The following is a 22,835-nucleotide window of genomic DNA, read 5'->3' as shown; positions in this document are numbered from 1 at the left end:
CCCGGCGCGTCGCCGTCATCGGCGGCGGCCCCGGCGGGCTGTACGCCGCGGCGCTGCTGAAGCGCCTCGACCCGGCCCGCGAGGTCACCGTCTGGGAGAAGAACGCCCCCGACGACACCTTCGGCTTCGGCGTGGTCCTCTCCGACGAGACCCTCGGCGGCATCGAGCACGCCGACCCCGTCGTGTACGCGGCGCTGCGCGAGGAGTTCGTCCGCTGGGACGACATCGACATCGTGCACCGCGGCGCCCGGCACACCTCCGGCGGCCACGGCTTCTCCGCGCTCGGCCGCCGCCGCCTGCTCGCCGTGCTGCACGAGCGCTGCCGCGACCTCGGCGTCGACCTGCGCTTCCGCACCCCCGCGCCGCCCGCCGCCGAACTCGCCGCGACCCATGACCTGGTGGTCGCCGCCGACGGCGTACACAGCCGGACCCGCGCGGCGCACGCGGACGTCTTCAAGCCCACGGTCACCGGCCACCGCTGCCGCTACATCTGGCTCGCCGCCGACTTCGCCTTCGACGCCTTCCGCTTCGAGATCGCCGAGACCGAGCACGGCGTGATGCAGCTGCACGGCTACCCGTTCTCGCCCACGGACTCCACGGTCATCGTCGAGATGCGCGAGGAGGTCTGGCGGGCGGCGGGCTTCGCGGACATGGAGGTGGGGGAGTCCATCGAGGCCTGCGCCAAGACCTTCTCCGACGCGCTCGGCGGCCGCGCCCTGCGCTCCAACAACTCCTCCTGGCTCACCTTCCGCACGGTCGTCAACGACCGCTGGGCGCACGGCAACACGGTCCTGCTCGGCGACGCCGCCCACACCGCGCACTTCTCCATCGGCTCCGGCACCAAGCTCGCCGTCGAGGACGCCCTCGCGCTCGCCGCCTGCCTGCGCGAGCAGCCCGACGTCCCGGCCGCCCTCGCCGCGTACGAGGCCGAGCGGCGGCCCGTCGTGGAGTCCACGCAGCGCGCGGCCCGCGCCAGCCTCCAGTGGTTCGAGGAACTGCCGCTCTATCTGGGGCAGCCGCCCCGCCAGTTCGCCTTCAACCTGCTCACCCGCAGCCGCCGCGTCACCCATGACAACCTGCGGCTGCGCGACGAGCGCTTCACCGCCGCCGTGGAGCGGGACTTCGGCTGCCCGCCGGGCACGCCGCCGATGTTCACCCCGTTCCGGCTGCGCGAACTCACCCTCCGCAACCGCGTCGTCGTCTCCCCCATGGACATGTACTCCGCCGTGGACGGCGTCCCCGGCGACTTCCACCTGGTCCACCTGGGCGCGCGGGCCCTCGGCGGGGCGGCCCTGGTCATGACGGAGATGGTGTGCGTCAGCGAGCGCGGCCGCATCACGCCCGGCTGCGCCGGTCTGTACACCGACGAACAGGCCGACGCCTGGGCGCGCGTCGCGGACTTCGTCCACACCCAGGCCCCTGGCACCGCCCTCGGCGTGCAGCTGGGCCACTCCGGTCGCAAGGGCTCCACCAAGCTCATGTGGGAGGGCATCGACGACCCCCTGGACACGGGCAACTGGCCGCTGGTGGCCCCCTCTCCGCTCCCGTACAAGCCGGGCAGCCAGACCCCGCGCGCCCTGCGCGCCGACGAACTCCCCGCGATCCGCGACCAGTTCGTCGCCGCCGCGCGGCGCGCCGCCCGCGCGGGCTTCGACCTCCTCGAACTCCACTGCGCCCACGGCTACTTGCTGTCCAGTTTCCTCTCCCCGCTCACCAACCAGCGCACCGACGCGTACGGCGGCTCGCTCACCGGTCGGCTCCGCTTCCCCCTCGAAGTCTTCGACGCCGTACGGGAGGTGTGGCCGCCGGAACGGCCCATGACGGTCCGCGTCTCCGCCACGGACTGGGCCGACGGCGGCACCACCGCGGACGACGCGGTCGCCGTCGCCCGCGCCTTCGCCGCCCACGGCGCCGACGCGATCGACGTCTCGACAGGCCAGGTCGTCTCCGACGAACGCCCCGCGTACGGCCGCTCCTACCAAACCCCCTACGCCGATCGCATCCGCAACGAGACGGGCATCCCCGTCATCGCGGTCGGCGCCATCTCCTCCTGGGACGACGTCAACTCCCTCATCCTGGCGGGCCGCACCGACCTCTGCGCCCTGGCCCGCCCCCACCTCTACGACCCCCACTGGACCCTCCACGCCGCCGCCGAGCAGTCCTACACGGGCCCCGGCGTGACCTGGCCCCTCCAGTACCGCGCGGGCAGCCGCCGCCCCCAGACGGGCCGCACGGACGCCCCAAAGCCCCGGCTCACGCTGGGACCACCCTGACCCGTACGTCTGCGCCCCACCGAAGCCACCGCCCAGCTCGCTCGCGGACCCAGCGCCACCGGTGCCCCGGCTGGGCAGGATTGAGGAATCCCCTGCCGCGCGGCGCCACACCGACGCCGCCGGACCCCGCCAGGAGAGGCACGGCATCGTCCCCACCCCGCGCTCCGCCCCCCGAGGCCCCGCAGCCGCGACCTGCCAAGCCCCGCCGCACGCGCGGGGACCACAGGTGACGGCTCCGAACCTTCAAGGCCTCGACGGGACCACCCTCGCGCGCGGGGGCCACACGCTGCCCGCCACCCGGGCCTGCGCTAACCCGGGACCACCCCCGCACGCGCGGGGACCACAATGCCGGGTTTGTGTCGAGCCTCGACCAGTAGGGGCCACCCCCGCACGCGCGGGGACCACCACCGCGGATACGGGACGCGGCATGAGACGAGGGGACCACCCTCGCACGCGCGGGGACCGCACCCGGTCCACCTCGAAGTCCCCGCTGGTGGTGGGACCACCCCCGCACGCGCGGGGACCACTCAGCCTACGGTTCTGACAGGGGCAAGGGAACGGGACCACCCCCGCACGCGCGGGGACCACCTCCCCGGCCCCGAGTGTTCTGCACACACCCGGGGGCCACCCCCGCACGCGCGGGGACCACCTGCTCCTCGCGTGTGCTGTGTGCAACGGCTGGGGACCACCCCCGCACGCGCGGGGACCACGTCGACTCAAGCCGCCGCTGTCGGAGCGCGCCGGGACCACCCCCGCACGCGCGGGGACCACGTCGACTCAAGCCGCCGCTGTCGGAGCGCGCCGGGACCACCCCCGCACGCGCGGGGACCACAGGTCTTCGGTGATGTCGTGATAGCGGGTCAGGGGACCACCCCCGCACGCGCGGGGACCACAGGAGCAGCAGGACCGTCTGTTCCAACTGCGCGGGACCACCCCCGCACGCGCGGGGACCACGCTGTAACAACCGCAGTTGCGACGCATCCGGAGGGACCACCCCCGCACGCGCGGGGACCACGAGGGCGGCCAGGACCTTCTCCTCCGAGGTGAGGGACCACCCCCGCACGCGCGGGGACCACAGGCCGCGACCTGCGACGTTACCCGGAGGGTGCCCGGTTTTTACTCACTTCCTGAGATACCGGCATTCCAGACAAGTGATTCGCAATCCCCACCGCCTCGCGTTCACGCAGTACAACTGGCTTCCGCACACGGGTACTTCCTCAGTAGCCCGTGTGCCCCACCCAATCGCCGCCGTAGGCGCAGCGTACCCAGTGCCTGCTGGCGGCAGGGGCGCCGTACTCACCGCCACGTACCCGACGCGCGGCAGAGAGGGTTGGCACACGGCAACGCTTCGCCCCCTCTCGCCTCCGGGCGCCGTACCCGCTCAGTGAAGCGCTTCGATCGCGCGGAGGATGAGGCTGCGGGCCTCTGCACCGTAGACGGCCATGCTCCGCAGCCGCTCGAACGTCTTCACGTACTGGTTGACCTCGGAGGGCTGGGTGACACGTACCCGGGCCGACACGAGTTCCACGGCCACCAGCTTGTCGTCGTAGATGTGGAACGTCTCTTCCGGCCACTGCGCCCGCTCGTGCTCCGCCATCGGGATGATGCCGAGCGACACCGCTGGTAGTGCGCCCACAGTGAGGAGATAGCCGAGTTGGGCCGCCATCGTGTCCGTGTCCCCGATCTGGAACCGCAAGACGCTCTCCTCAAGCAGGAAGGCGAAGCGGTGCCCTGGTTCGTGGATGACGCGTGAGCGATCCACGCGAGCACGCGCGGCTTCGGCGATGTCATCGGCAGGGCGGTCGTGGAAGCGGGCGGCGATGGTGAGGACTCCGGCCGCGTAGCCCTCGGTCTGGAGGAGTCCGGGCACCACGGTGGACGAGTACACGCGGAACTGCGCGGTCTCCCGGTAGAACTGCACCAGGCCGTCCTGCAAGTGCTTGAGGCCGCTGCGGACTTGATGGCGCCATTCCTTGTACATCGATTCGGCGTTGAGGGGCTGGGCGATGAGGTCCTGCGCCTGGTCCTGGGAGTCGGTAGCCGCACACCACTTCCTGATGTCCGTCGCGGTGGGCCCGGTGAGGGCGTTCTCGATGCGGGAGGTCTTCGAGTAGTGCCAGTTACACCGGCTGGCCAACTCGACGATGGTCAGCCCTGCCTCTTTGCGGAGGTCACGCAGCCGTCCAGCGATGGTTTCACGAGCGGCCTGGGCAGACGTGGAAGGGGAGACGGGCATGAGCTGGTCTGACGGCGCTTCCTGTTAGTGGATCTCGTACTGGTCGTGCGGAACGGCGCGCGCCCACACCGCTTCGAAGGCGTCGGCGCACAGCTTGGCAGCCGACGGGTCGTCGGAGATGTCTTGTCCGGCCCATGCGCCGTCGCCGGTGAAGTGGTTCCAGCGGATCAATCGGCCGTCGAACAGCCAGAAGTCATTGCCGGGCAGGGCGATGTCCGAAGCGCGACGGCGGGGCAGCCAGCGCACCTGTTCACCCGCGTGTACGTTTACGACGGTTCCGGCATGCTCCCAGCGGATGTAGTCGGTGACGGGCTCGGACACGATGCGCGCGCGCCGTACGGCGACGCCACGGGCGACCGCACCGGAGATGAGGTCTACCCAGGGCGCCCAATTCTCCGACGCGGGGTCGAGGTCGCGCCGCCCGGTGCGCTGCCAGGAGTTGAAGGCGTCCTCTTCGTCGCTGATGCCGTACTGGTCACGCATCTCAAGGTGGACGGCAGAGCGTGTGCAGCCTGCCAAGAGTTCAGCGAACGTTGGCTCGCTCGATGGCATCGCACGCCTCCCTGATCATATGCACCATGCTGGCCGGGATTCGGACCACTGCTTCGCCGTCGGGGATTCCCTTCGCGTGACCCGGCAGTTCGAACGCGGCGCATTCCGCCATGAGTTCGGGGCTCGGAATCCAGCCCTGGAAGACGAGTTCCCGCTTCTCCTGATCGACCCACACAGTGGGGCTCTTGTCCTGCTCAGTGGCTGGGTCGATTCCGATGAACAGCAGCGGCGCTTAAGTCTCCATTCATAGACCTTGCAGTTCTTTGCGCCACCGTTTCGCGTGGCTCCTGATCAGTCAAGGCCGCGGCGTAGACAATTCCCCTGCTACATCATCGGGTTGCAAAAATTTGCACATTCATGGCGATGGCTCAGGCTCACCTCCTAGCGTCGGCAGTTGCGACAAAAGCCCCGGCGACCGCTGTCACGGCCCCGGGGTGTGGCCGACTGAATGGGAGTCGACATGGCTGAGATTACGGCGACTGCCTGCGCTGTCACCTGGCTCACCGAAGCGCGGGCCGACGTCCGCGGAGCGCTCGCCGCGTGGGACCGCGCCGAGTTTGCGACCGTCCCCGTCGGGCGGGCCTGGGACGTCGTCCGCATCCCCCAGCGCCTCGGCTGGAGCACCATCCACCAGATGCGCGCCGACGGCACCCCGCTGGGGCCGGTGCTGCACACCGCCACCCACGTCGAGATCCTCGTACCCCCGGGCACCGCCTCGTCCTGGTACGCCCGCAGACCACGACCCTCGGTCCCGGCGACTTCGTCGCGGCCCCGGACCCGGCTGTCGTCGCCCCGCTGACCACCCGCGCCCGCTCCTGGATCGTCGCCCCCGCCGCGCCGTTGGTCCTAACCGACCCCGACGACCTGCGCGCCGCCTACCTCACCGCGCACGAGGCGATGAACGCGGCAGCCGACGAACACGTCGCCTACCGGCGGCACCTCGCCACCTGCCCGCACCGGCACTTCGGGATCCTCGCCACCTGCGGCGAGGCAGCCCGGCTCCGTCGAGTGTGGACCGGCGACGACGGGGACTTCGAACCCGCGCCCCCCGGGGCGGAGGTCAGCGCCGATGCGTGACGTGAGCGAGGCCCTGCGCGTGTTCGTCGTGCCCCCGGGCAGCGCCCTGACCGCCGAGCAGCGGGCCGGTGCCGTGTGCATCTGGTGCCCCCGCGCCCTCGGCGACGAGGAAGGCGTGGACCTCGGCGGCACCGGCGACTGGCGCCCGCGCGCCTGCCCGCCGTGCTACGAGGTCCAGCGTCGGACCTTGGCGTCGTATGTCGACTGGCACGAGCACGGCCTCACCTGCCCGCACTGCCCCCTGCGCCCCTGCGACCGCGGCCGTGCCCTGGGCGCCGAGCGCCTGGCCGCTCGGGAAAGGGCCGGGAAGCCAGCGCTGTCGTGCGCGCACTGCCGCACCACCCCCGCGCCCGGCGAGCAGGTACGCCCGCACCTCTGGAACGGCGTGAGCGGGCCTGTCTTCAGCTACGTACACGCCCGCGTGTGCCCGGTACGTGCCTCTCACCCCCTGTGAAGTACGCGCGGCGCGCGTCCACGTAGGCCACGGAGGCGGCGTCATGTGCGTCTGCCATCTCCGCTGCGCTTGGCCACCCCCGCACGCGCGGGGACCGCCTCGCCCGCTCGCGGTACCAGCGCTTCACGCCGGGACCACCCCCGCACGCGCGGGGACCGCCGGTGGCGTACAAGAGTGCGGAGCGTGACATCGGGACCACCCCCGCACGCGCGGGGACCGCTCCCGCATCACCACCGTGTCTGTGCTGCTCAGGGGACCACCCCCGCACGCGCGGGGACCGCAACGTGCCTAGGGCATAGACTCCCGGACACGCGGGACCACCCCCGCACGCGCGGGGACCGCTCCATGGATGAGGTGACGGCGGCGCGGCGCGCGGGACCACCCCCGCACGCGCGGGGACCGCAGGCCGTGACCTGCGGCGTTACCCGGACAGTGCCTGGGTTTTACTCACTTCTTGAGATACCGGCATTCCGGACAAGTGACTCCAACGACGCCGCCTCGCGCCAAGTCGAACTGGGCGCCGCCTGTATGGACTTCCTCAGGGGGCCGTGGCGCCTCACTCAACCGCCGCTATAGGCGAACAGCGTACCCAGTGCGTCATGAGTGCGAGTGGCGTATGGATGCGTTGGAGTGTGGGCGGTAGCCGTTTCCGGTGAGTGCCGCCGGGGTGAGGGTCGGGGGCGTCGCTCCGCTGGCCCGTTGGGGTTCACCGCCCACCCGGCACCAGGTGTGCGGGGCGGAGGCGGGCCCGTCCACAGCCGCCTGCACACCCGCACCTGCCCTACCCCGTGAAGCACGCGCAGCACACGCAGCACACGCAGCACACGCAACCCCCTCAGCCGCCCCCCACCCCCACAAACGCCGCCCCCGCCCCCCGCAAACGCTCGTGCAGCCCCCGGAAGACCTCCGCCGAGCGGCCCCCGGGCCAGTCGGCGGGGAGGAGGGAGGTGGGGAGGCCCGGGTCGGTGTAGGGGAGGTGGCGCCAGGAGTCGAGGGCGAGGAGGTAGTCGCGGTAGGCGGCTTCCGGTGGGGTGTCGGGGCGGGACCGCCAGGCGCGGAGCACCGGCTCGTGGCGGTCGAGGAAGGCCTCGTGCCGCTTGGCGATGGCGGCGAGGTCCCACCACCGCCCCACGGCCTCGGCGGTCGCGGCGAAGCCGAGGTGCTCGCCGCGGAACAGGTCGACGTAGGAGGCCAGTTCGAGCCGCTCCAGGGTGTGGCGGGTCTCCTCGTAGAGGTGGGCGGGCGCGATCCAGACGCCCGGCGCGGCCGTGCCGAAGCCGAGCCCGGCGAGCCGCGAGCGCAGCACGTGCCGCTTGTGGCGCTCGGCCTCCGGCACGGAGAACACGGCGAGCACCCACCCCGGCTCCCGCTCCCCGCCGTCGGGGTACACGCGCCGGTCGCCGTCGTCGAGGAGCTGCCGGGCGCCGGGGGAGAGGGCGTACCCGGCGGCGCCGGTGGCGGTGCGCGCGGGCACCAGGAGGCCGCGCCGCTTCAGCCGGGACACGGAGGACCGTACGGAGGGCGCGTCGACGCCCACCGGCGCGAGGAGCCGCACGAGTTCGGCGACGGCGACGGGTCCGGCCGCCGCCCGCCCGTACGCGCCGTAGAACGTGACGATCAGGGATCTGGGGGTGTGCTGCTCTGACACGTGATCACTCTAGGCCCCGCCCGCGGAACCCGGCCCGGCGCCCGGCGCGGCACCCGGCTCCCGCAGCCGGAACCGCTGGAGCTTGCCCGTCGCCGTACGCGGCAGCGCGTCCAGGAAGACCACCTCGCGCGGGCACTTGTACGGCACCAGCTCGTCCTTGACGAACTCCCGCAGCCGCTCCGCGTCCGCCTCCGCGCCCTCGCGCAGCACGACGTACGCGACGGCGATCTGCCCGCGCCGCTCGTCGGGCTGCCCGACCACGGCGGTCTCCACGACGTCCGGGTGGCGCAGCAGGGCCTCCTCGACCTCGGGGCCCGCGATGTTGTACCCGGCGGAAATGATCATGTCGTCGGCGCGGGCGACGTAGCGGAAGTAGCCGTCGCCGTCGCGGACATAGGTGTCGCCGGTGATGTTCCAGCCGTGGCGTACGTAGTCCCGCTGCCGGGGGTCGGCGAGGTAGCGGCAGCCGATGGGGCCGCGCACGGCGAGCAGGCCGGGTTCGCCGTCCGGCACGGGCGCGCCGGTGGCGGCGTCGACGACCCGCGCCTGCCAGCCCGGCACGGGCAGGCCCGTGGTGCCGGGGCGGATGGCGTCGTCGGCGGCGGAGATGAAGATGTGCAGGAGTTCGGTGGCGCCGATGCCGTTGATGATGCGCAGGCCCGTGCGCTCGTACCAGGCCTGCCAGGTCGCGGCGGGCAGGTTCTCGCCCGCGGACACGCAGCGCCGCAGGGAGGAGAGGTCGGCGGAGTCGGCCGTGTCGAGCAGCGCGCGGTACGCGGTCGGCGCCGTGAACAGCACGCTCACGCCGTGCGCGGCGATCGCGGGCAGCAGCTGCTTGGGGCCCGCCTGTTCAAGGAGCAGCGCCGAGGCGCCCACGCGCAGCGGGAAGACCACGAGCCCGCCGAGCCCGAAGGTGAAGCCCAGCGGCGGGCTGCCCGCGAACACGTCGTCCGCGCGGGCCTTGAGGACGTGCCGCGCGAACGTGTCGGCGATCGCGAGCACGTCCCGGTGGAAGTGCATGCAGCCCTTGGGGCGCCCGGTGGTGCCCGACGTGAAGGCGATCAGCGCGACGTCGTCGGCCGCCGTGTCCACGGCCTCGTACGGCTGCGGCGGGCGGGCCGCCGCGCGGGCCAGCAGGTCGTCGGGGCCCTGGCCGCCGTACGTCGTCACGCGCAGGCCCGGCACGCCCGCCTTGATCAGGTCGTCCACGGCCGCCGCGGCGCACAGCGCGTGGCTGACCTGCGCGATCTCGCACATCGTGGCCAGCTCCTGCGCGCGCTGCTGGGCGAGCACGGTCACCGCGACGCCGCCCGCCTTCATCACCGCCAGCCAGCACGCCGCGAGCCACGGCGAGGTGGCGCCGCGCAGCAGCACGCGGTTGCCGGGCACGACGCCCAGCTCGTCGGTCAGGACGTGCGCGATCCGGTCCACGTGCGTCTGGAGTTCTCCGTACGTCCATACGGTGCCGTCGGCGGAGCGGAAGGCGGGGCGGTCGCGGGCGCCGCGCCGGGCCGTGGCGTCGAGCAGCTCGGCGCCGCAGTTCAGGCGGTCCGGGTAGCGCAGCTCCGGCAGGTCGCGCGGGAGGGCGGGCCACTGCTCGCGGGGCGGGAGGTGGTCGCGCGCGAATGTGTCGACGTGGCCGGTGGGCGTGAGGGGTGGCGTGGGGGCCGCGGGGGCCGCCTCGGGGGCCATGGCCGCACCGGTGCCGTCGGTGCCGTCGGTGCCGCCGGTGTCGTTGGAGCCGTTGTTTTCCAAAGCGCCTCGCCACCTTTGCCGGTCGGGCGTAGTGATGGGCTCGCCCAACGAGCGTATCGTGTTGGTGACGGCAGTCAATACAGCGCGATAGAGACTCCGGGGTGCGGGTGCGCGCCCCGCCCCAGGGGAGAGGTCCTAGATGCCCGAGGTGCCGACAGATCCGGCAGACCCGCCAGACCCGACCAAGGCGACAGACCTTGTGAATCCGGCGAAACCGGCGAGCCCGCCGCCTTCGCCATTCTCACTCGCTCCGGATCAGCGCGCCCGTTGCGAACGGCTCCGCGCACTCGCCGAGACCCGGCTGAGGCCCCTCGCGGAGCGCGGCGAGCCGGGCCGGGTGAACCGACCGCTGGTGGCGGCGCTCGGCGAACTCGGGCTGCTGGAGGGCCTGTTCACCTCCGGGGCGCTCGACCTGTGCCTGACCCGCGAGTCGCTGGCCCGTGTCTGTACGGAGGCGGAGACCGCGTTCGCCCTCCAGGGCCTCGGCGCCCATCCGGTGCACGCCTACGGCTCACCGGCGCAGCGCGACCGCTGGCTGCCGCGGACGCGGGCGGGCCGGGCGGTGGCCGCGTTCGCGCTGTCGGAGCCCGGCGCGGGTTCCGACGCCGCGGCGCTCGCGCTGGCCGCGGAGCCCGACGGCTCCGGGGCGTGGCGCCTGACCGGCGAGAAGACCTGGATCTCCAACGCCCCCGAGGCCGACTTCTACACCGTCTTCGCCCGGACGACGCCGGGCGCGGGCGCGCGCGGCGTGTCCGCCTTCCTGGTGCCCGCGGAGCGCGCGGGCCTGACCGGCGCCCCGCTCGCCATGCTGTCCCCGCACCCCATCGGCTCCCTCGCCTTCGACGGCGTCCGGGTGGACTCCGGTGACCTGCTCGGCGAGGTCGACCGGGGCTTCCGCGTCGCCATGACGACCCTGAACCGGTTCCGCCCGAGCGTCGGCGCCTTCGCGGTCGGCATGGCCCAGGCCGCCCTCGACGCGGCGCTCGCCCACACCGCCGGGCGCGACGCCTTCGGCGGCAAGCTCAAGGACCTCCAGTCGGTCGCCCACCAGGTCGCGGAGATGGCCACGCGCACGGAGGCGGCGCGGCTGCTGGTGTACGCCGCGGCGGCCGCGTACGACCGCGGGGAGTCCGGGATCGCGGGGCGTGCCGCGATGGCGAAGCTCTTCGCCACGGAGACGGCGCAGTACGTCGTCGACGCCGCCGTGCAGCTGCACGGCGCGCGGGCACTCCAGTGCGGGCACCCGCTGGAGCACCTGTACCGCGAGGTGCGGGCGCCGCGCATCTACGAGGGCGCGACCGAGGTCCAGCGCGCCGTCATCGCCAAGGAGTTGTACGCCAACGCCGCCGCCGCTGAGGAGATGCCGTGAGCCTTGACCGTCTCAACCCCGCCGAGCTGTCGCCCGCCACCGGGTTCAGCCACGCCGTCGTGGCCACCGGGCGGCGCGTCGTCTTCCTCGCCGGGCAGACCGCGTTGGACGGGGAGGGGCGGGTCGTCGGGGCCACGCTCCCCGAGCAGTTCGAGCGGGCTCTGGGGAATCTGCTCACCGCCCTGCGGGCGTCGGGCGGGACTCCCGCCGATCTCGCCCGCGTCACCGTGTACGCCACGGATGTCGCCGACTACCGGGCGCACGCCGCCGAACTCGGGCGCATCTGGAAGGAGTTGGCCGGGCGGGACTATCCGGCCATGGCGGTCATCGGGGCGGTCCGGCTGTGGGACGAGGAGTGCCTGGTGGAACTGGACGGCTTCGCGGTCCTTGACTGACCCCTGCCGGGTGGCCCCCCATCCCACCCCTTTCCCGAAACCATGGGCGGGTGGGCGGGGAACATCCGCCGCGAAGCGGCGGATCACGGAAAGCCGAAGACGGCGCGCACGCGAACGCTCCAGCCCGTCCGGCGCTTGAGGACGAGCCGCGGAGCGGTGAAAGGGGGCGGGGGTCCAGGGGGCGCCTGCCCCATGGTTGGGTGAAGGGGTGGGTCTGGGGCGCCCCGCGAGGGTGGGGCCGGGACGTAACGGGGAGTGAGGCGCCATGCCGCACGTCGACACCACCGCGGGACCGATCGCGTACGAGGACTCGGGTGGCCCCGCCACCCCGGTCGTGCTCGTACACGGCCCCGCCCAGGACGCCACCGTCTGGCGCCACGTCGTGGACGAACTCGGCACCGCCGCACGGTGCCTGACCCCCACCCTCCCCTACGGCAGCCACCGCCTCCCCCTGCGCCCGGGGACCACGCTCACGCCCCGCACGATGGCGCTGCTGATCGGCGAGTTCGCGGACGCCCTGGGCCTCGGCGAGGACACGGTGTTCGTGGAGAACGACGGCGGCCGCCTCCAGCAGCTGGTGGCCGAACGGCCGGGCCGCGTGGGCCGGTTGGTGATCGCGGGCTGCGAGGCCTTCGACAACTACCCGCCGGGCCCCGGCGGCAAGCTCCTCGACCGCGCCGCCAGGATCCCCGGCGGCATCGCCCTGCTGGCACACGCGCTGGCGGTGCGCCCGCTGCGCCGGATCCCCGGCACGGGCTACGCCGTGATGGCGCGGCGCCCGGTGCCGCACGACCTGATCGACCGCTGGGTCGCGCCGCTGCGCAGGGACCCGGCGGCCCGGCGGGTCCTGGTCGACTACCTGCGCGCGGTGCGCCGTACGGACATGATGGACACCGTCGACGCCCTGCGCCACTACGACCGTCCCGCCCTGGTCGTCTGGGGCAGGCAGGACCGCATGATGCCGCCCGAGCACGGCCGTCGGCTCGCCGACCTGCTGCCGCAGAGCCGCCTGGTGGAGCTGGACGACTGCGGCACCCTCATCCCCCTGGACCGCCCGGCCGAACTCGCCGCGGCGATCCGCGAGTTCATCGACGGCAGCGGCCCGGCCGGGCCCTAGCACGGCCAGGCCCCGGCCCGGCCCCGTGGAGCCCCGCCCGCTCCGCGGGGCACACCCCGGACGCCACGGCCCGGCCCCTGGGGGCGTACGCCGGACGGACGCGACCGGCGGCTCTCGTCGGACGCAGGCGTCCCGCCCCCGCCGCCGCGCTCAGTCGACCGGCACGAACCCCCACGACGCGAACGCCGCGAGGTCCTTGGCGGACATCCCGTCGGTGACCCACCACCACAGGGGCTGCTGGCCGTAGCGGCGGTCGACGGGCGTGGAGGACCAGGCCAGGACGACCTCGTCCGCCCCGTCACCGTCGAAGTCGGCGACGGCGCGGACCCCGGCCGCGCGGCGGCTTGCGGGGACGGCCTTGCCGTTCACGCGGGCGGGCGAGGTCCGGGAGACGCGGCCCGCGGGCCGGTCGCCGTCGAGGAGGACGGCGCCCCCGGCGGTGGGGGCGACGAGCAGCTGGTCGGTGCCGTCGCCGTCGGGGTCGGCGGCGAAGAACCGCCGCAGGGACGTGGTGCTGGTCCTCCGGTCCGGCAGGCGGTGGGTGCGCGGGGCGCCGCCGTCGCCGGGGACGACGGCGTACGTGCCGCCGACGTCGGCGGGCTCGGTCTCGGAGCCGGGCTCGTCGTTGCGGCTGCCGTCGTCGCCGACGGCCACGTCACGGGTGCTGTCGCCGTCGAAGTCCCCGAAGGCCACGGCGTTGCCCTCCCGCACCGGGCGGCCCGTCGCGGCGAGGCCCCCGCCGGGCCTCGCGGCGAAGAACAGGTTGCCGGACTGCTCGCCGTCGTCGCCGTGGCGCACCAGCAGGGGAGTGGTGCGCGGGCGGCCGGTCGTCGCGATGTCGTCGGCGAGCAGGTGCCCGAACCCGGCCTGTTGGGGGTCGGGCAGCTGACGGCCCTCGGCGCGGGCGGCGGCGCCCGACCGGGTGAAGGGCCCGAACAGCAGCCGTACCGAGGAGCCGTCCGCCGCGAGGCCCGCCAGGTCGTGGTGCCCGTCGCCGTCGAAGTCGCCCCGGACGAGCGATGCGAGGCCCGCGGTCGCCGGGAGCCGAACGGCCCGCGCGCCGTGCCGGGGGCCGCCGGGCGTCCCCCAGGAGACGAACGCGACCGGGCGCCGGTCGCCCATCTGCCCGGGCCGCGGGGCCCCGGTGACCTTCTCCGCGGAGTGCGACACGACGTCGGCGAAGCCGTCGCCGTCCAGGTCGGCGGTGGTCGTGGCGTCGGGGGACCGGCCGTCGTCGGCGGTCGGACCCGGCGGAGCGGCGGGCAGGCCCAGGTCGCGGCGGTCGTACACGGACCGCGTCGCCGGGTCGGGGCCGTGCGCGGAGCCGTACACCACGACCGCGCGGGTCAGCGCGCCCTGTGTGCCGGGGACGCCCTTGGGCGCGGTGACGACGAGGTCGCGGTGCCCGTCGCCGTTGAGGTCGTCGGGGTCCTTGGAGCCGTCGCCGCGCGCGGGCGGACGGCTCGCGATCGGCGGCCCGTCCGACGCGGGCGCCCCCGGGGGCGCCCCCGGCTTCCCGTCCCCGCGGTCCTCGTCGCCGCCGCCCCCGCACCCGGCGAGCAGGGCGAGGGCGACGAGGACGGAAGCGGCGCGGGCCGTGGCGCGAGGAGTCATGGGGGACACCCTCACACCACGGCCCGCGCCGACTGCACGCAGGTGGGTGACCGACCCGGCGGAACGCCCCTAGATGTCCCGGAACGTCTCGATCTGGGCGCCCACCGAGTTGAGGCGCTCCGCCAGGTCCTCGTACCCGCGGTTGATCACGTACACATTGCGCAGCACCGACGTGCCCTCGGCCGCCATCATCGCCAGCAGCACCACCACGGCGGGGCGCAGCGCGGGCGGGCACATCATCTCGGCGGCGCGCCAGCGGGTCGGGCCCTCCACCAGGACCCGGTGCGGGTCGAGGAGCTGGAGGCGGCCGCCGAGGCGGTTGAGGTCCGTGAGGTAGATGGCGCGGTTGTCGTAGACCCAGTCGTGGATGAGGGTCTTGCCCTGGGCCGCGGCGGCGATGACCGCGAAGAACGGGACGTTGTCGATGTTCAGGCCGGGGAACGGCATCGGGTGGATCTTGTCGATGGGCGCCTCCAGCTTGGAGGGGCGCACGGTGACGTCCACGAGCCGGGTGCGGCCGTTGTCCGCCGGGTACTCCGCCGAGCGGTCGTGGTCCAGGCCCATCTCCTCCAGGACGGCCAGCTCGATCTCCATGAACTCGATCGGCACGCGGCGGATGGTCAGCTCGGACTCGGTGACGACGGCGGCGGCGAGCAGGCTCATCGCCTCGACCGGGTCCTCGGACGGCGAGTAGTCCACGTCGACGTCGATGGTCGGCACGCCGTGCACGGTCAGGGTCGTGGTGCCGATGCCCTCGACCTTGACGCCGAGCGCCTCCAGGAAGAAGCACAGGTCCTGGACCATGTAGTTGGAGGACGCGTTGCGGATGACCGTGGTGCCGTCGCTGCGGGCGGCGGCGAGCAGCGCGTTCTCGGTCACCGTGTCGCCGCGCTCGGTCAGGACGATCGGGCGGTCGGGCGTGACGTCCCGGGCGACCTCGGCGTGGTAGAGGCCCTCGGTGGCGGCGATGTCCAGGCCGAAGCGGCGCAGCGCGATCATGTGCGGCTCGATCGTGCGGGTGCCGAGGTCGCAGCCGCCCGCGTACGGGATCTTGAACCGGTCCATGCGGTGGAGCAGCGGGCCGAGGAACATGATGATCGAGCGGGTGCGGCGGGCGGCCTCCGCGTCGATGGCCTCCATGTCGAGCTGCGCGGGCGGCACGATCTCCAGGTCGACGCCGTCGTTGATCCAACGGGTGCGGACGCCGATGGAGTTCAGGACCTCCAGGAGGCGGTAGACCTCCTCGATGCGGGCGACCCGGCGCAGCACGGTGCGGCCCTTGTTGAGCAGCGAGGCGCACAGCAGCGCCACGCACGCGTTCTTGCTCGTCTTGACGTCGATGGAGCCGGACAGACGGCGCCCGCCGACCACGCGCAGATGCATGGGCCCCGCGTACCCCAGCGAGACGATTTCACTGTCGAGCGCCTCGCCGATGCGGGCGATCATCTCAAGGCTGATGTTCTGATTGCCGCGCTCGATGCGGTTCACGGCGCTCTGGCTGGTGTTGAGCGCCTCGGCGAGCTGCGACTGTGTCCAGCCACGGTGCTGCCGGGCGTCACGGATGAGCTTGCCGATGCGTACGAGGTAGTCGTCTGCCATGAGCCAGAGGGTATCTCAGATATGAGATGAGGTACCCGCTGGGGTAGGCCATTGGTGGAGCGGCTGGTTCCGACCCGTCAGACCCGGTCCGCCGCACGGCCGTTACGCCGCAGGTGGACGCCGTGCACCACTGTGCCCGCGGGGTGGACGTGTCGCACCTCGGCGGCGGGGAACTCGGCCACTTGGCGCAGCGCGGACCTGCGGCGGGCCCGGGGGCGCACACGCCAGGGCGCGCGGAGTCGGGCGGGTGGAGAATGGGGCGGGTGGGTCCCAGAAGAGCCCGTCCGGCGTTTGAGGACGAGCGCGTAGCGCGAAAGAGGGGCGCCCAGGGCTTCCGCCCGGGGGCTGGCCGCCCCGGGCCCCAGGGGCAGCTCAAGGCCCAGGGGCCAGTGAAAGGTCCAGGGGCCGGTGTAAGGTTATCTCGACATCGAGATATCTGCCGGAGGCGCACCGCGGCCGCCCGTTGGTAAGGGTTACCTAACTTAGCCTTACCTTAGCGGATCGGCGATCAGGCGTGGCGGCAGGATGCGGTGGAACGCGCACATATATGAAGGAGACCGTCGTGTCGGCGAACAGCTTCGACGCCCGCAGCACGCTGAAGGTGGGCGACGAGTCGTACGAAATCTTCCGTCTGGACAAGGTGGAGGGCTCAGCTCGGCTCCCGTACAGCCTCAAGGTTCTGCTGGAGAACCTGCTCCGCACCGAGGACGGCGCCAACATCACCGCCGACCACATCCGGGCCCTGGGCAGCTGGGACTCCCAGGCCCAGCCGAGCCAGGAGATCCAGTTCACTCCGGCCCGTGTGATCATGCAGGACTTCACCGGTGTCCCCTGTGTCGTGGACCTCGCCACCATGCGTGAGGCCGTGAAGGAGCTGGGCGGCGACCCGGCGAAGATCAACCCGCTGGCCCCGGCCGAGCTGGTCATCGATCACTCCGTCATCGCCGACAAGTTCGGCACCAACGACGCCTTCCAGCAGAACGTGGAGCTGGAGTACGGCCGCAACCGCGAGCGCTACCAGTTCCTGCGCTGGGGCCAGACCGCGTTCGACGAGTTCAAGGTCGTCCCGCCGGGCACCGGCATCGTGCACCAGGTCAACATCGAGAAGCTGGCCCGCACGGTCATGGTCCGTAACGGGCAGGCCTACCCCGACACCCTCGTCGGCACCGACTCGCACACCACGATGGTCAACGGCCTGGGCGTCCTCGGCTGGGGCGTCGGCGGCATCGAGGCCGAGGCCGCGATGCTCGGCCAGCCGGTCTCCATGCTGATCCCGCGGGTCGTCGGCTTCAAGCTGACCGGCCAGCTCAAGCCGGGCACCACCGCCACCGACCTGGTGCTCACGATCACCGAGATGCTGCGCAAGCACGGCGTCGTCGGCAAGTTCGTGGAGTTCTACGGCGAGGGCGTCGCCGCCACGAGCCTCGCCAACCGCGCCACCATCGGCAACATGTCGCCGGAGTTCGGCTCCACCGCCGCGATCTTCCCGATCGACGACGAGACCCTGAACTACCTGCGCCTGACAGGCCGCTCCGACCAGCAGGTCGCGCTCGTCGAGGCGTACGCCAAGGAGCAGGGCCTGTGGCTGGACCCGGCCGCCGAGCCGGACTTCTCCGAGAAGCTGGAGCTGGACCTCTCCACGGTCGTCCCGTCGATCGCCGGTCCGAAGCGCCCGCAGGACCGCATCGTCCTGGCGAACGCCGCCGAGCAGTTCAAGAAGGACGTCCTCAACTACGTCGACACCGTGGACGAGGCGGGCCAGGAGTCCTTCCCGGCCTCCGACGCCCCGGCCGTCGCCCCCAACGGCGTCCCGTCGAACCCGGTCACCGTGACCGCCCCCGACGGCTCGACGTACGAGATCGACCACGGCGCCGTCACCGTCGCCGCGATCACCTCCTGCACCAACACCTCGAACCCGTACGTGATGGTCGCCGCCGCGCTCGTGGCGAAGAAGGCCGTCGAGAAGGGCCTGACCCGCAAGCCGTGGGTCAAGACCACCCTGGCCCCGGGCTCCAAGGTCGTCACCGACTACTTCGACAAGGCGGGCCTGACCCCGTACCTGGACAAGGTCGGCTTCAACCTGGTCGGCTACGGCTGCACGACCTGCATCGGCAACTCCGGCCCGCTGCCGGAGGAGGTCTCCAAGGCCGTCAACGACCACGACCTCGCGGTCACCTCGGTCCTCTCCGGCAACCGGAACTTCGAGGGCCGCATCAACCCCGACGTCAAGATGAACTACCTGGCGTCCCCGCCGCTGGTCGTCGCGTACGCCATCGCGGGCTCCATGAAGGTGGACATCACCACGGAGGCCCTGGGCACCGACCAGGACGGCAACCCGGTCTACCTGAAGGACATCTGGCCGACGGAGGCCGAGGTCAACGACGTCGTCGCCAACTCCATCGGCGAGGACATGTTCTCCAAGTCGTACGAGGACGTCTTCGCGGGCGACGCCCAGTGGCAGGCCCTGCCGATCCCCACCGGCAACACCTTCGAGTGGGACGCCGAGTCGACGTACGTCCGCAAGCCCCCGTACTTCGAGGGCATGCAGATGGAGCCGTCCCCGGTCTCCGACATCGCGGGCGCCCGCGTCCTGGCCAAGCTGGGCGACTCGGTCACCACCGACCACATCTCCCCGGCCGGTGCCATCAAGGCCGACACCCCGGCCGGTCAGTACCTCACGGAGCACGGCGTGGCCCGCCGCGACTTCAACTCCTACGGCTCGCGCCGAGGCAACCACGAGGTCATGATCCGCGGCACGTTCGCCAACATCCGCCTGCGCAACCAGATCGCGCCGGGCACGGAGGGCGGCTACACCCGCGACTTCACCAAGGACGGCGGCCCGGTCTCCTTCATCTACGACGCCTCGCAGAACTACCAGGCCGAGGGCACGCCCCTGGTCATCCTGGGCGGCAAGGAGTACGGCTCCGGCTCGTCCCGCGACTGGGCGGCCAAGGGCACCGCGCTCCTCGGCGTCAAGGCCGTCATCACCGAGTCGTACGAGCGCATCCACCGCTCGAACCTCATCGGCATGGGCGTCCTGCCGCTGCAGTTCCCGGCGGGCCAGTCCGCCGACTCGCTCGGCCTGACCGGTGAGGAGACCTTCTCCATCACGGGCATCACCGAGCTGAACAACGGCACCACGCCGAGCACGGTCAAGGTCACCACCGACACCGGCGTGGAGTTCGACGCGGTCGTCCGCATCGACACCCCCGGCGAGGCCGACTACTACCGCAACGGCGGCATCATGCAGTACGTGCTGCGCAGCCTGATCCGCAAGTAGCCGCAAGTAAGCGGACACGGCACGCGGTTGAGGGCCGCACCCCCGGCAACCCGGGGGCGCGGCCCTCGTCGCGTTCTCACGCGGGGACGAGGGGCGCCGACGGGTCGGTGCGCAGGACGTGGTCGGCGTGGATCAGGCGGGCGATGAACCGGCCGTTCTCCACGTTCGCCCCGATGCCCACGGGGAGCAGCGAGTTCCCGTCCGGGAGCCCGGCGTAGTACAGGCCGGGGAGCGCCCCGAGGAGGCCCCTGTTCTGGATCGGCGCCCCGTGCTCGTCGAGGACGTGGTCCGGCAGGATGCGGTAGTCGGGGCCGAAGCCGGTGCACCAGACGATCGTGGCGATGCCGTGACCGGCCAGGTCGAGGCGGTCGCCGAAGTCGGCCACGTGCTCCAGACAGACCGCGGGCGCGGGCCGCTCCTGGGGCGCGGGGAAGCCCCGCTCGCGGATGTGGGCGTCGATCATGTCGATGACCCGGCGGAACGAGCGGGCGGACTCCTCCGCGACGGCGACGACGTTGTCCTTCAGGTGCAGTCGGCGGCCGTCCGCCGCGCGTACGGAGCCGACCAGGGTGACGCCCTTCGCGGCCAGGGTGCCGAGGTTGAGGTCGGCGCGCTTGTCCCGGATGGCCGTCACCGGCAGACCCGGCAGGACGGGCCCGCCGTCGCCGCCCACGGCCCCGAACTCCTCGTACAGGCTGGGCAGGGCGCGCATCCACTCCGGGATGCCCCGGCCGCGGTAGCGGCGCGGCCAGGCGCGGTGCCGCCCGACCGACAGGAAGGTGCGGCGCCCGGCGTCCACCAGTTCGTCGGCGATCTGCTGGCCGCTGATGCCCGCGCCGACCACCAGGACGGCCCCGTCCGGCAGGCCCTCGGGGTTGCGGTAGGCGTGGGAGTGGATCTGGTGGACGGACGCGTCGACGTCGGCGGCCAGGGCGGGGGTGCGGGGGGCCGCGTAGCCGCCGACCGCCGCGACCAGGTTGCGGGAGCCGATGACGCCGCCGCCCTCCAGGTGGGTCCGGAACCGCACGTCGTCGCGGTCGGAGGCGTCCGGCGGGCACTCCACCCTCCGCACGGCCGTGTGCTGCCGCACGTCGAGCTTCCGCTCCGCCGCGTACCGGCGCAGGACGCGGGCCAGTTCGGGGCCCGACGGGCAGCCGTAGGGGTCGCCGCCGTCGTACTCCCAGCCGGGGAGCCGCACCGACTGGTTCCCGCTCCCGATCAGCAGGCTGTCCCAGCGCTCATGGGCCCAGGCCTGGCCGATCTCGCCCCGCTCCAGGACCAGCGCCTCCCGCCCCACCTCCTGAAGGGCCCCGGCCACTCCGCACCCCTGCTGCCCGGCACCGATGACCACGGTCTCCACGTACTCCCCATGCTCCCCATGCTCCCCATGCTCCACATGTTCGCCTGCTGACACGGTCGAACCCCTTCACTAAGGCTTGCCTAACTTCTGCGTGGTGTCGACCTTGTCCTGTGAAGTCGCCTTGATGTCAACTGGGTTCATGACGCGGCGGCATGCGGTCTCCATCGGTGAAGCGGCGGCCCTGTACGGCCTCGCGCCGTCCACGGTGCGGTGGTGGGAGAGCCAGGGTGTGCTCAACCCGCCCGCCCGCGAGGGCGGCAAGCGGGTCTACGACGGCACGGACCTGCGCCGCATCGGGCTCGCCTATCTGTGCTGCGTGGTCGGGCGGATGCCGCTGGAGCAGGCCGCCGTGGTCACGTCGGGGAAGGCCACGCGCGCCGCCTGGCAGGACGCCATCGACGCGCAGCTCGCCCAAGTGGAGCACCAGATCCAGCAGTTGGAGGCCGCCCGTGCCTACCTCCGGCACTGCCTGCGCTGCACGGACGACGACATCGCGGGCAACTGCCCCTTGCTGGACGACGAGTTGGCGGCGCACACCCCGCGCGGGCGCCTCCCCGGCACGGACCTCGTCGCCGCCGCCCGCGCGGCCCGCGCCGTCGGGCTCCCGCGTGACGAAAAGGCGGCCGCCCGCCGAGCGCGTGACGAAAAGCCCTGCCCCGGCTGCCACGCCCCGGTGCCGCGGCCCGCGCGCGGCCGCCCCCGGGTCTACTGCTCGCCCGCCTGCCGCCAGCGCGCCTACCGCGCCCGCCGCGGCGCCCGCTGACCCGGCGGCGGGCCGAGGGGCGGTGCGCCGTCGTCCGTAGCGCCCGGTGGGCGCTCGGCGTGCGGCCGGTACGGCGGCCTGCGGACGCCCGTGCCCGCCGGGCGGCCCGGGTGTTCCCGAAGCGGCGCAGGCACGGCGGGGCGGGGAGGTCCGGGCGTGGCCGGGTGTCGCGATCCTGGCGGTGCCGCGGGCGGGAGGGCTGTGGGATGCTCCGGGCGCTCGCACACCGACGACGGCAGGAGGCTCCGGTCGCGGGGCGCGCCGCGGGCCCGGTCGGGTCGCCGCTCTCCGGACGGCCGGACCGGCGCGCCGGGCCCGCCCGGACACCGTGTCCGGCCGTGGGCCTCCACCCCTTCAGCCGGGCCGTTCCGGAGCACCGGGACCGCCCCTTCTCCGCGGGAGTCTCCGATGAGCTGGGCCTACGAACGACCGAGTGGACCGCGTTCGGGACGCGGTCGCGCACCGCGCCATCTCATGCCGCTGCTGGGCGGGCTGCTGCTCGCCGCCTCCGGTCTCCTCGGCATCGCGTCGGCGGCGTCGGCGGGGACCACCCACGCCGCGCGGCCCGCCGCCGACCTGGCGGTCACGGTGGTCGACTCCGCCGACCCCGCCGCGCTGGGCGACACCCTCACCGACACCGTGACGCTCACCAACCACGGCTCCGACGACACCACCGGCACCACCGTCGAGATCACCCTGACCGGCGTGTCCACCGGCCTGCTGTCCGCCAGCTCCTCCCAGGGCTCGTGCACCGTCTCCGGGTCCACGGCGAGCTGCGCGGTGGGCGGCCTGGCCGCCTCCGGTTCGGCGACGGTCGACCTGACCCTGTCGCCCGCGTACACCGGAACGGTCACGGCCACCGCCACGGTGGCCGCCGACCAGCCCGACCCGAACCCGGGTGACAACTCCGTCGCCCAGGACACCACCGTGAACAACGCCCACGGCTGCACCCTCGTCGGCAGCAACGGCACCGAGGTCCTGTCCGGCGTCAACCGCGACGACGTCATCTGCGCCCTGGCCGGTGACGACATCGTGTACGGCGCGGGCGGCGACGACACCGTCCGCTCCGGCGCGGGCGACGACACCGTGGCGGGCGGCGCGGGCGGCGACACCCTCATCGACCACCACGGCACCGACACCCTCAAGGGCAACAGCGGCGACGACACCATCGACGTCGAGGACGGCGCGGCCGGTGACACCGCCGACGGCGGCGACGGCACCGACCGCTGTGCCGTCGACCCCGGCGACACGGCCACCGCTTGCTGAACCCGCACGGGGGTCGCACGGCCCGCGAGCCGTGCGACCCCCGCGGTCGCCGTACGGCACGGCGGTCAGCTCCGTGC

The 22,835-nt window shown here is 73.1% G+C and carries 18 protein-coding genes and 2 CRISPR repeat arrays; of the genes, 10 read left to right on the top strand and 8 right to left on the bottom strand.

Annotated elements, in window-relative coordinates; all coding sequences use genetic code 11:
* The first annotated feature begins 17 nt into the window (after positions 1-17).
* Positions 18-2,273, top strand: coding sequence for a bifunctional salicylyl-CoA 5-hydroxylase/oxidoreductase (locus ACOBQU_RS09385; protein ID WP_423634370.1), 2,256 nt, complete (start codon positions 18-20; stop codon positions 2,271-2,273).
* A 315-nt stretch (positions 2,274-2,588) separates the two neighbouring features.
* A CRISPR array of direct repeats spans positions 2,589-3,349; the repeat unit is 29 nt; unit sequence GGGACCACCCCCGCACGCGCGGGGACCAC.
* 305 nt (positions 3,350-3,654) lie between these two features.
* On the opposite strand, the gene ACOBQU_RS09380 is transcribed toward ACOBQU_RS09385, so the two are convergent.
* Genes ACOBQU_RS09380 through ACOBQU_RS09370 form a run of 3 tightly spaced genes read right to left on the bottom strand, consistent with a single transcriptional unit; the run spans position 3,655 to position 5,287 of the window.
* Complete coding sequence (locus tag ACOBQU_RS09380) at positions 3,655-4,509, bottom strand: helix-turn-helix domain-containing protein (RefSeq protein WP_423625732.1); 855 nt, start codon at positions 4,507-4,509, stop codon at positions 3,655-3,657.
* A 24-nt stretch (positions 4,510-4,533) separates the two neighbouring features.
* The gene (locus ACOBQU_RS09375; protein WP_423625731.1) at positions 4,534-5,061 is read right to left on the bottom strand and encodes a DUF6879 family protein; all 528 of its coding nucleotides are present in this window, start codon (positions 5,059-5,061) and stop codon (positions 4,534-4,536) included.
* The gene (locus ACOBQU_RS09370; protein ID WP_423634368.1) at positions 5,033-5,287 is read right to left on the bottom strand and encodes a hypothetical protein; all 255 of its coding nucleotides are present in this window, start codon (positions 5,285-5,287) and stop codon (positions 5,033-5,035) included. Before ACOBQU_RS09370 ends, ACOBQU_RS09375 begins: the two co-directional genes overlap by 29 nt.
* Positions 5,288-5,521: 234 nt before the next feature.
* Between ACOBQU_RS09370 and ACOBQU_RS09365 the strand changes: the two genes are divergently transcribed.
* The 3 genes from ACOBQU_RS09365 to ACOBQU_RS09355 are packed head-to-tail and all read left to right on the top strand — an operon-like array spanning position 5,522 to position 6,592.
* Complete coding sequence (locus ACOBQU_RS09365; RefSeq protein ID WP_423625729.1) at positions 5,522-5,860, top strand: hypothetical protein; 339 nt, start codon at positions 5,522-5,524, stop codon at positions 5,858-5,860.
* A gap of 41 nt (positions 5,861-5,901) precedes the next feature.
* Positions 5,902-6,138 carry a hypothetical protein gene (locus ACOBQU_RS09360; RefSeq protein WP_423625727.1) on the top strand — a complete coding sequence of 79 codons (237 nt, stop codon included), beginning with the start codon at positions 5,902-5,904 and terminating at the stop codon, positions 6,136-6,138.
* Positions 6,131-6,592, top strand: a complete 462-nt coding sequence (locus ACOBQU_RS09355) for a hypothetical protein (protein WP_423625725.1) — start codon at positions 6,131-6,133, stop codon at positions 6,590-6,592. The genes ACOBQU_RS09360 and ACOBQU_RS09355 overlap by 8 nt, the downstream gene beginning before the upstream one ends.
* Positions 6,593-6,661: 69 nt before the next feature.
* Positions 6,662-6,995: a CRISPR direct-repeat array (repeat unit 29 nt; unit sequence GGGACCACCCCCGCACGCGCGGGGACCGC).
* Positions 6,996-7,427: 432 nt separating this feature from the next.
* On the opposite strand, the gene ACOBQU_RS09350 is transcribed toward ACOBQU_RS09355, so the two are convergent.
* Together ACOBQU_RS09350 and ACOBQU_RS09345 are read right to left on the bottom strand one after the other, a co-directional pair.
* Complete coding sequence (locus tag ACOBQU_RS09350) at positions 7,428-8,240, bottom strand: PaaX family transcriptional regulator C-terminal domain-containing protein (protein WP_423625724.1); 813 nt, start codon at positions 8,238-8,240, stop codon at positions 7,428-7,430.
* Between the two features lie 9 nt (positions 8,241-8,249).
* Positions 8,250-9,932 carry an AMP-binding protein gene (locus ACOBQU_RS09345; protein WP_423634366.1) on the bottom strand — a complete coding sequence of 561 codons (1,683 nt, stop codon included), beginning with the start codon at positions 9,930-9,932 and terminating at the stop codon, positions 8,250-8,252.
* Positions 9,933-10,194: 262 nt separating this feature from the next.
* On the opposite strand from ACOBQU_RS09345, the gene ACOBQU_RS09340 reads away from it, so the two are divergent.
* The 3 genes from ACOBQU_RS09340 to ACOBQU_RS09330 all read left to right on the top strand — a co-directional run bounded on the left by ACOBQU_RS09340 (position 10,195) and on the right by ACOBQU_RS09330 (position 12,876).
* Positions 10,195-11,364 (top strand): acyl-CoA dehydrogenase family protein, encoded by a 1,170-nt coding sequence (locus ACOBQU_RS09340; RefSeq protein ID WP_423625722.1) that lies wholly within the window; start codon positions 10,195-10,197, stop codon positions 11,362-11,364.
* Positions 11,361-11,759 carry a RidA family protein gene (locus tag ACOBQU_RS09335; protein ID WP_423625720.1) on the top strand — a complete coding sequence of 133 codons (399 nt, stop codon included), beginning with the start codon at positions 11,361-11,363 and terminating at the stop codon, positions 11,757-11,759. The genes ACOBQU_RS09340 and ACOBQU_RS09335 overlap by 4 nt, the downstream gene beginning before the upstream one ends.
* A gap of 265 nt (positions 11,760-12,024) precedes the next feature.
* On the top strand, positions 12,025-12,876 hold the full coding sequence (locus tag ACOBQU_RS09330; RefSeq protein WP_423625718.1) for an alpha/beta fold hydrolase: 852 nt from the start codon (positions 12,025-12,027) through the stop codon (positions 12,874-12,876).
* A gap of 150 nt (positions 12,877-13,026) precedes the next feature.
* On the opposite strand, the gene ACOBQU_RS09325 is transcribed toward ACOBQU_RS09330, so the two are convergent.
* Together ACOBQU_RS09325 and ACOBQU_RS09320 are read right to left on the bottom strand one after the other, a co-directional pair.
* Positions 13,027-14,490, bottom strand: coding sequence for an FG-GAP repeat domain-containing protein (locus tag ACOBQU_RS09325; protein ID WP_423625716.1), 1,464 nt, complete (start codon positions 14,488-14,490; stop codon positions 13,027-13,029).
* 69 nt (positions 14,491-14,559) lie between these two features.
* Entirely contained in the window at positions 14,560-16,089 is a 1,530-nt protein-coding gene (locus ACOBQU_RS09320) for a helix-turn-helix domain-containing protein (RefSeq protein ID WP_423625714.1), read from the bottom strand.
* Between the two features lie 562 nt (positions 16,090-16,651).
* On the opposite strand from ACOBQU_RS09320, the gene acnA reads away from it, so the two are divergent.
* Positions 16,652-19,369 (top strand): aconitate hydratase AcnA, encoded by a 2,718-nt coding sequence (acnA, locus tag ACOBQU_RS09315; protein WP_423634364.1) that lies wholly within the window; start codon positions 16,652-16,654, stop codon positions 19,367-19,369.
* 76 nt (positions 19,370-19,445) lie between these two features.
* Here the strand turns inward: acnA and ACOBQU_RS09310 are convergent, their stop codons facing one another.
* Positions 19,446-20,729: a flavin-containing monooxygenase gene (locus tag ACOBQU_RS09310; protein ID WP_423625712.1), complete on the bottom strand. Its 1,284-nt coding sequence runs from the start codon at positions 20,727-20,729 to the stop codon at positions 19,446-19,448.
* 139 nt (positions 20,730-20,868) lie between these two features.
* Between ACOBQU_RS09310 and ACOBQU_RS09305 the strand changes: the two genes are divergently transcribed.
* Together ACOBQU_RS09305 and ACOBQU_RS09300 are read left to right on the top strand one after the other, a co-directional pair.
* A complete protein-coding gene (locus ACOBQU_RS09305; RefSeq protein WP_423625710.1) occupies positions 20,869-21,492 on the top strand; it encodes a MerR family transcriptional regulator in 624 nt (207 codons plus the stop codon).
* Positions 21,493-21,966: 474 nt separating this feature from the next.
* Positions 21,967-22,758, top strand: coding sequence for a calcium-binding protein (locus ACOBQU_RS09300; protein WP_423625708.1), 792 nt, complete (start codon positions 21,967-21,969; stop codon positions 22,756-22,758).
* The last annotated feature ends 77 nt before the right edge of the window (positions 22,759-22,835 follow it).

The sequence above is a fragment of the Streptomyces sp. G45 genome (assembly GCF_049542095.1).
Lineage (GTDB): Bacteria > Actinomycetota > Actinomycetes > Streptomycetales > Streptomycetaceae > Streptomyces.
This window is presented reverse-complemented; position numbering and strand designations above follow the sequence as displayed.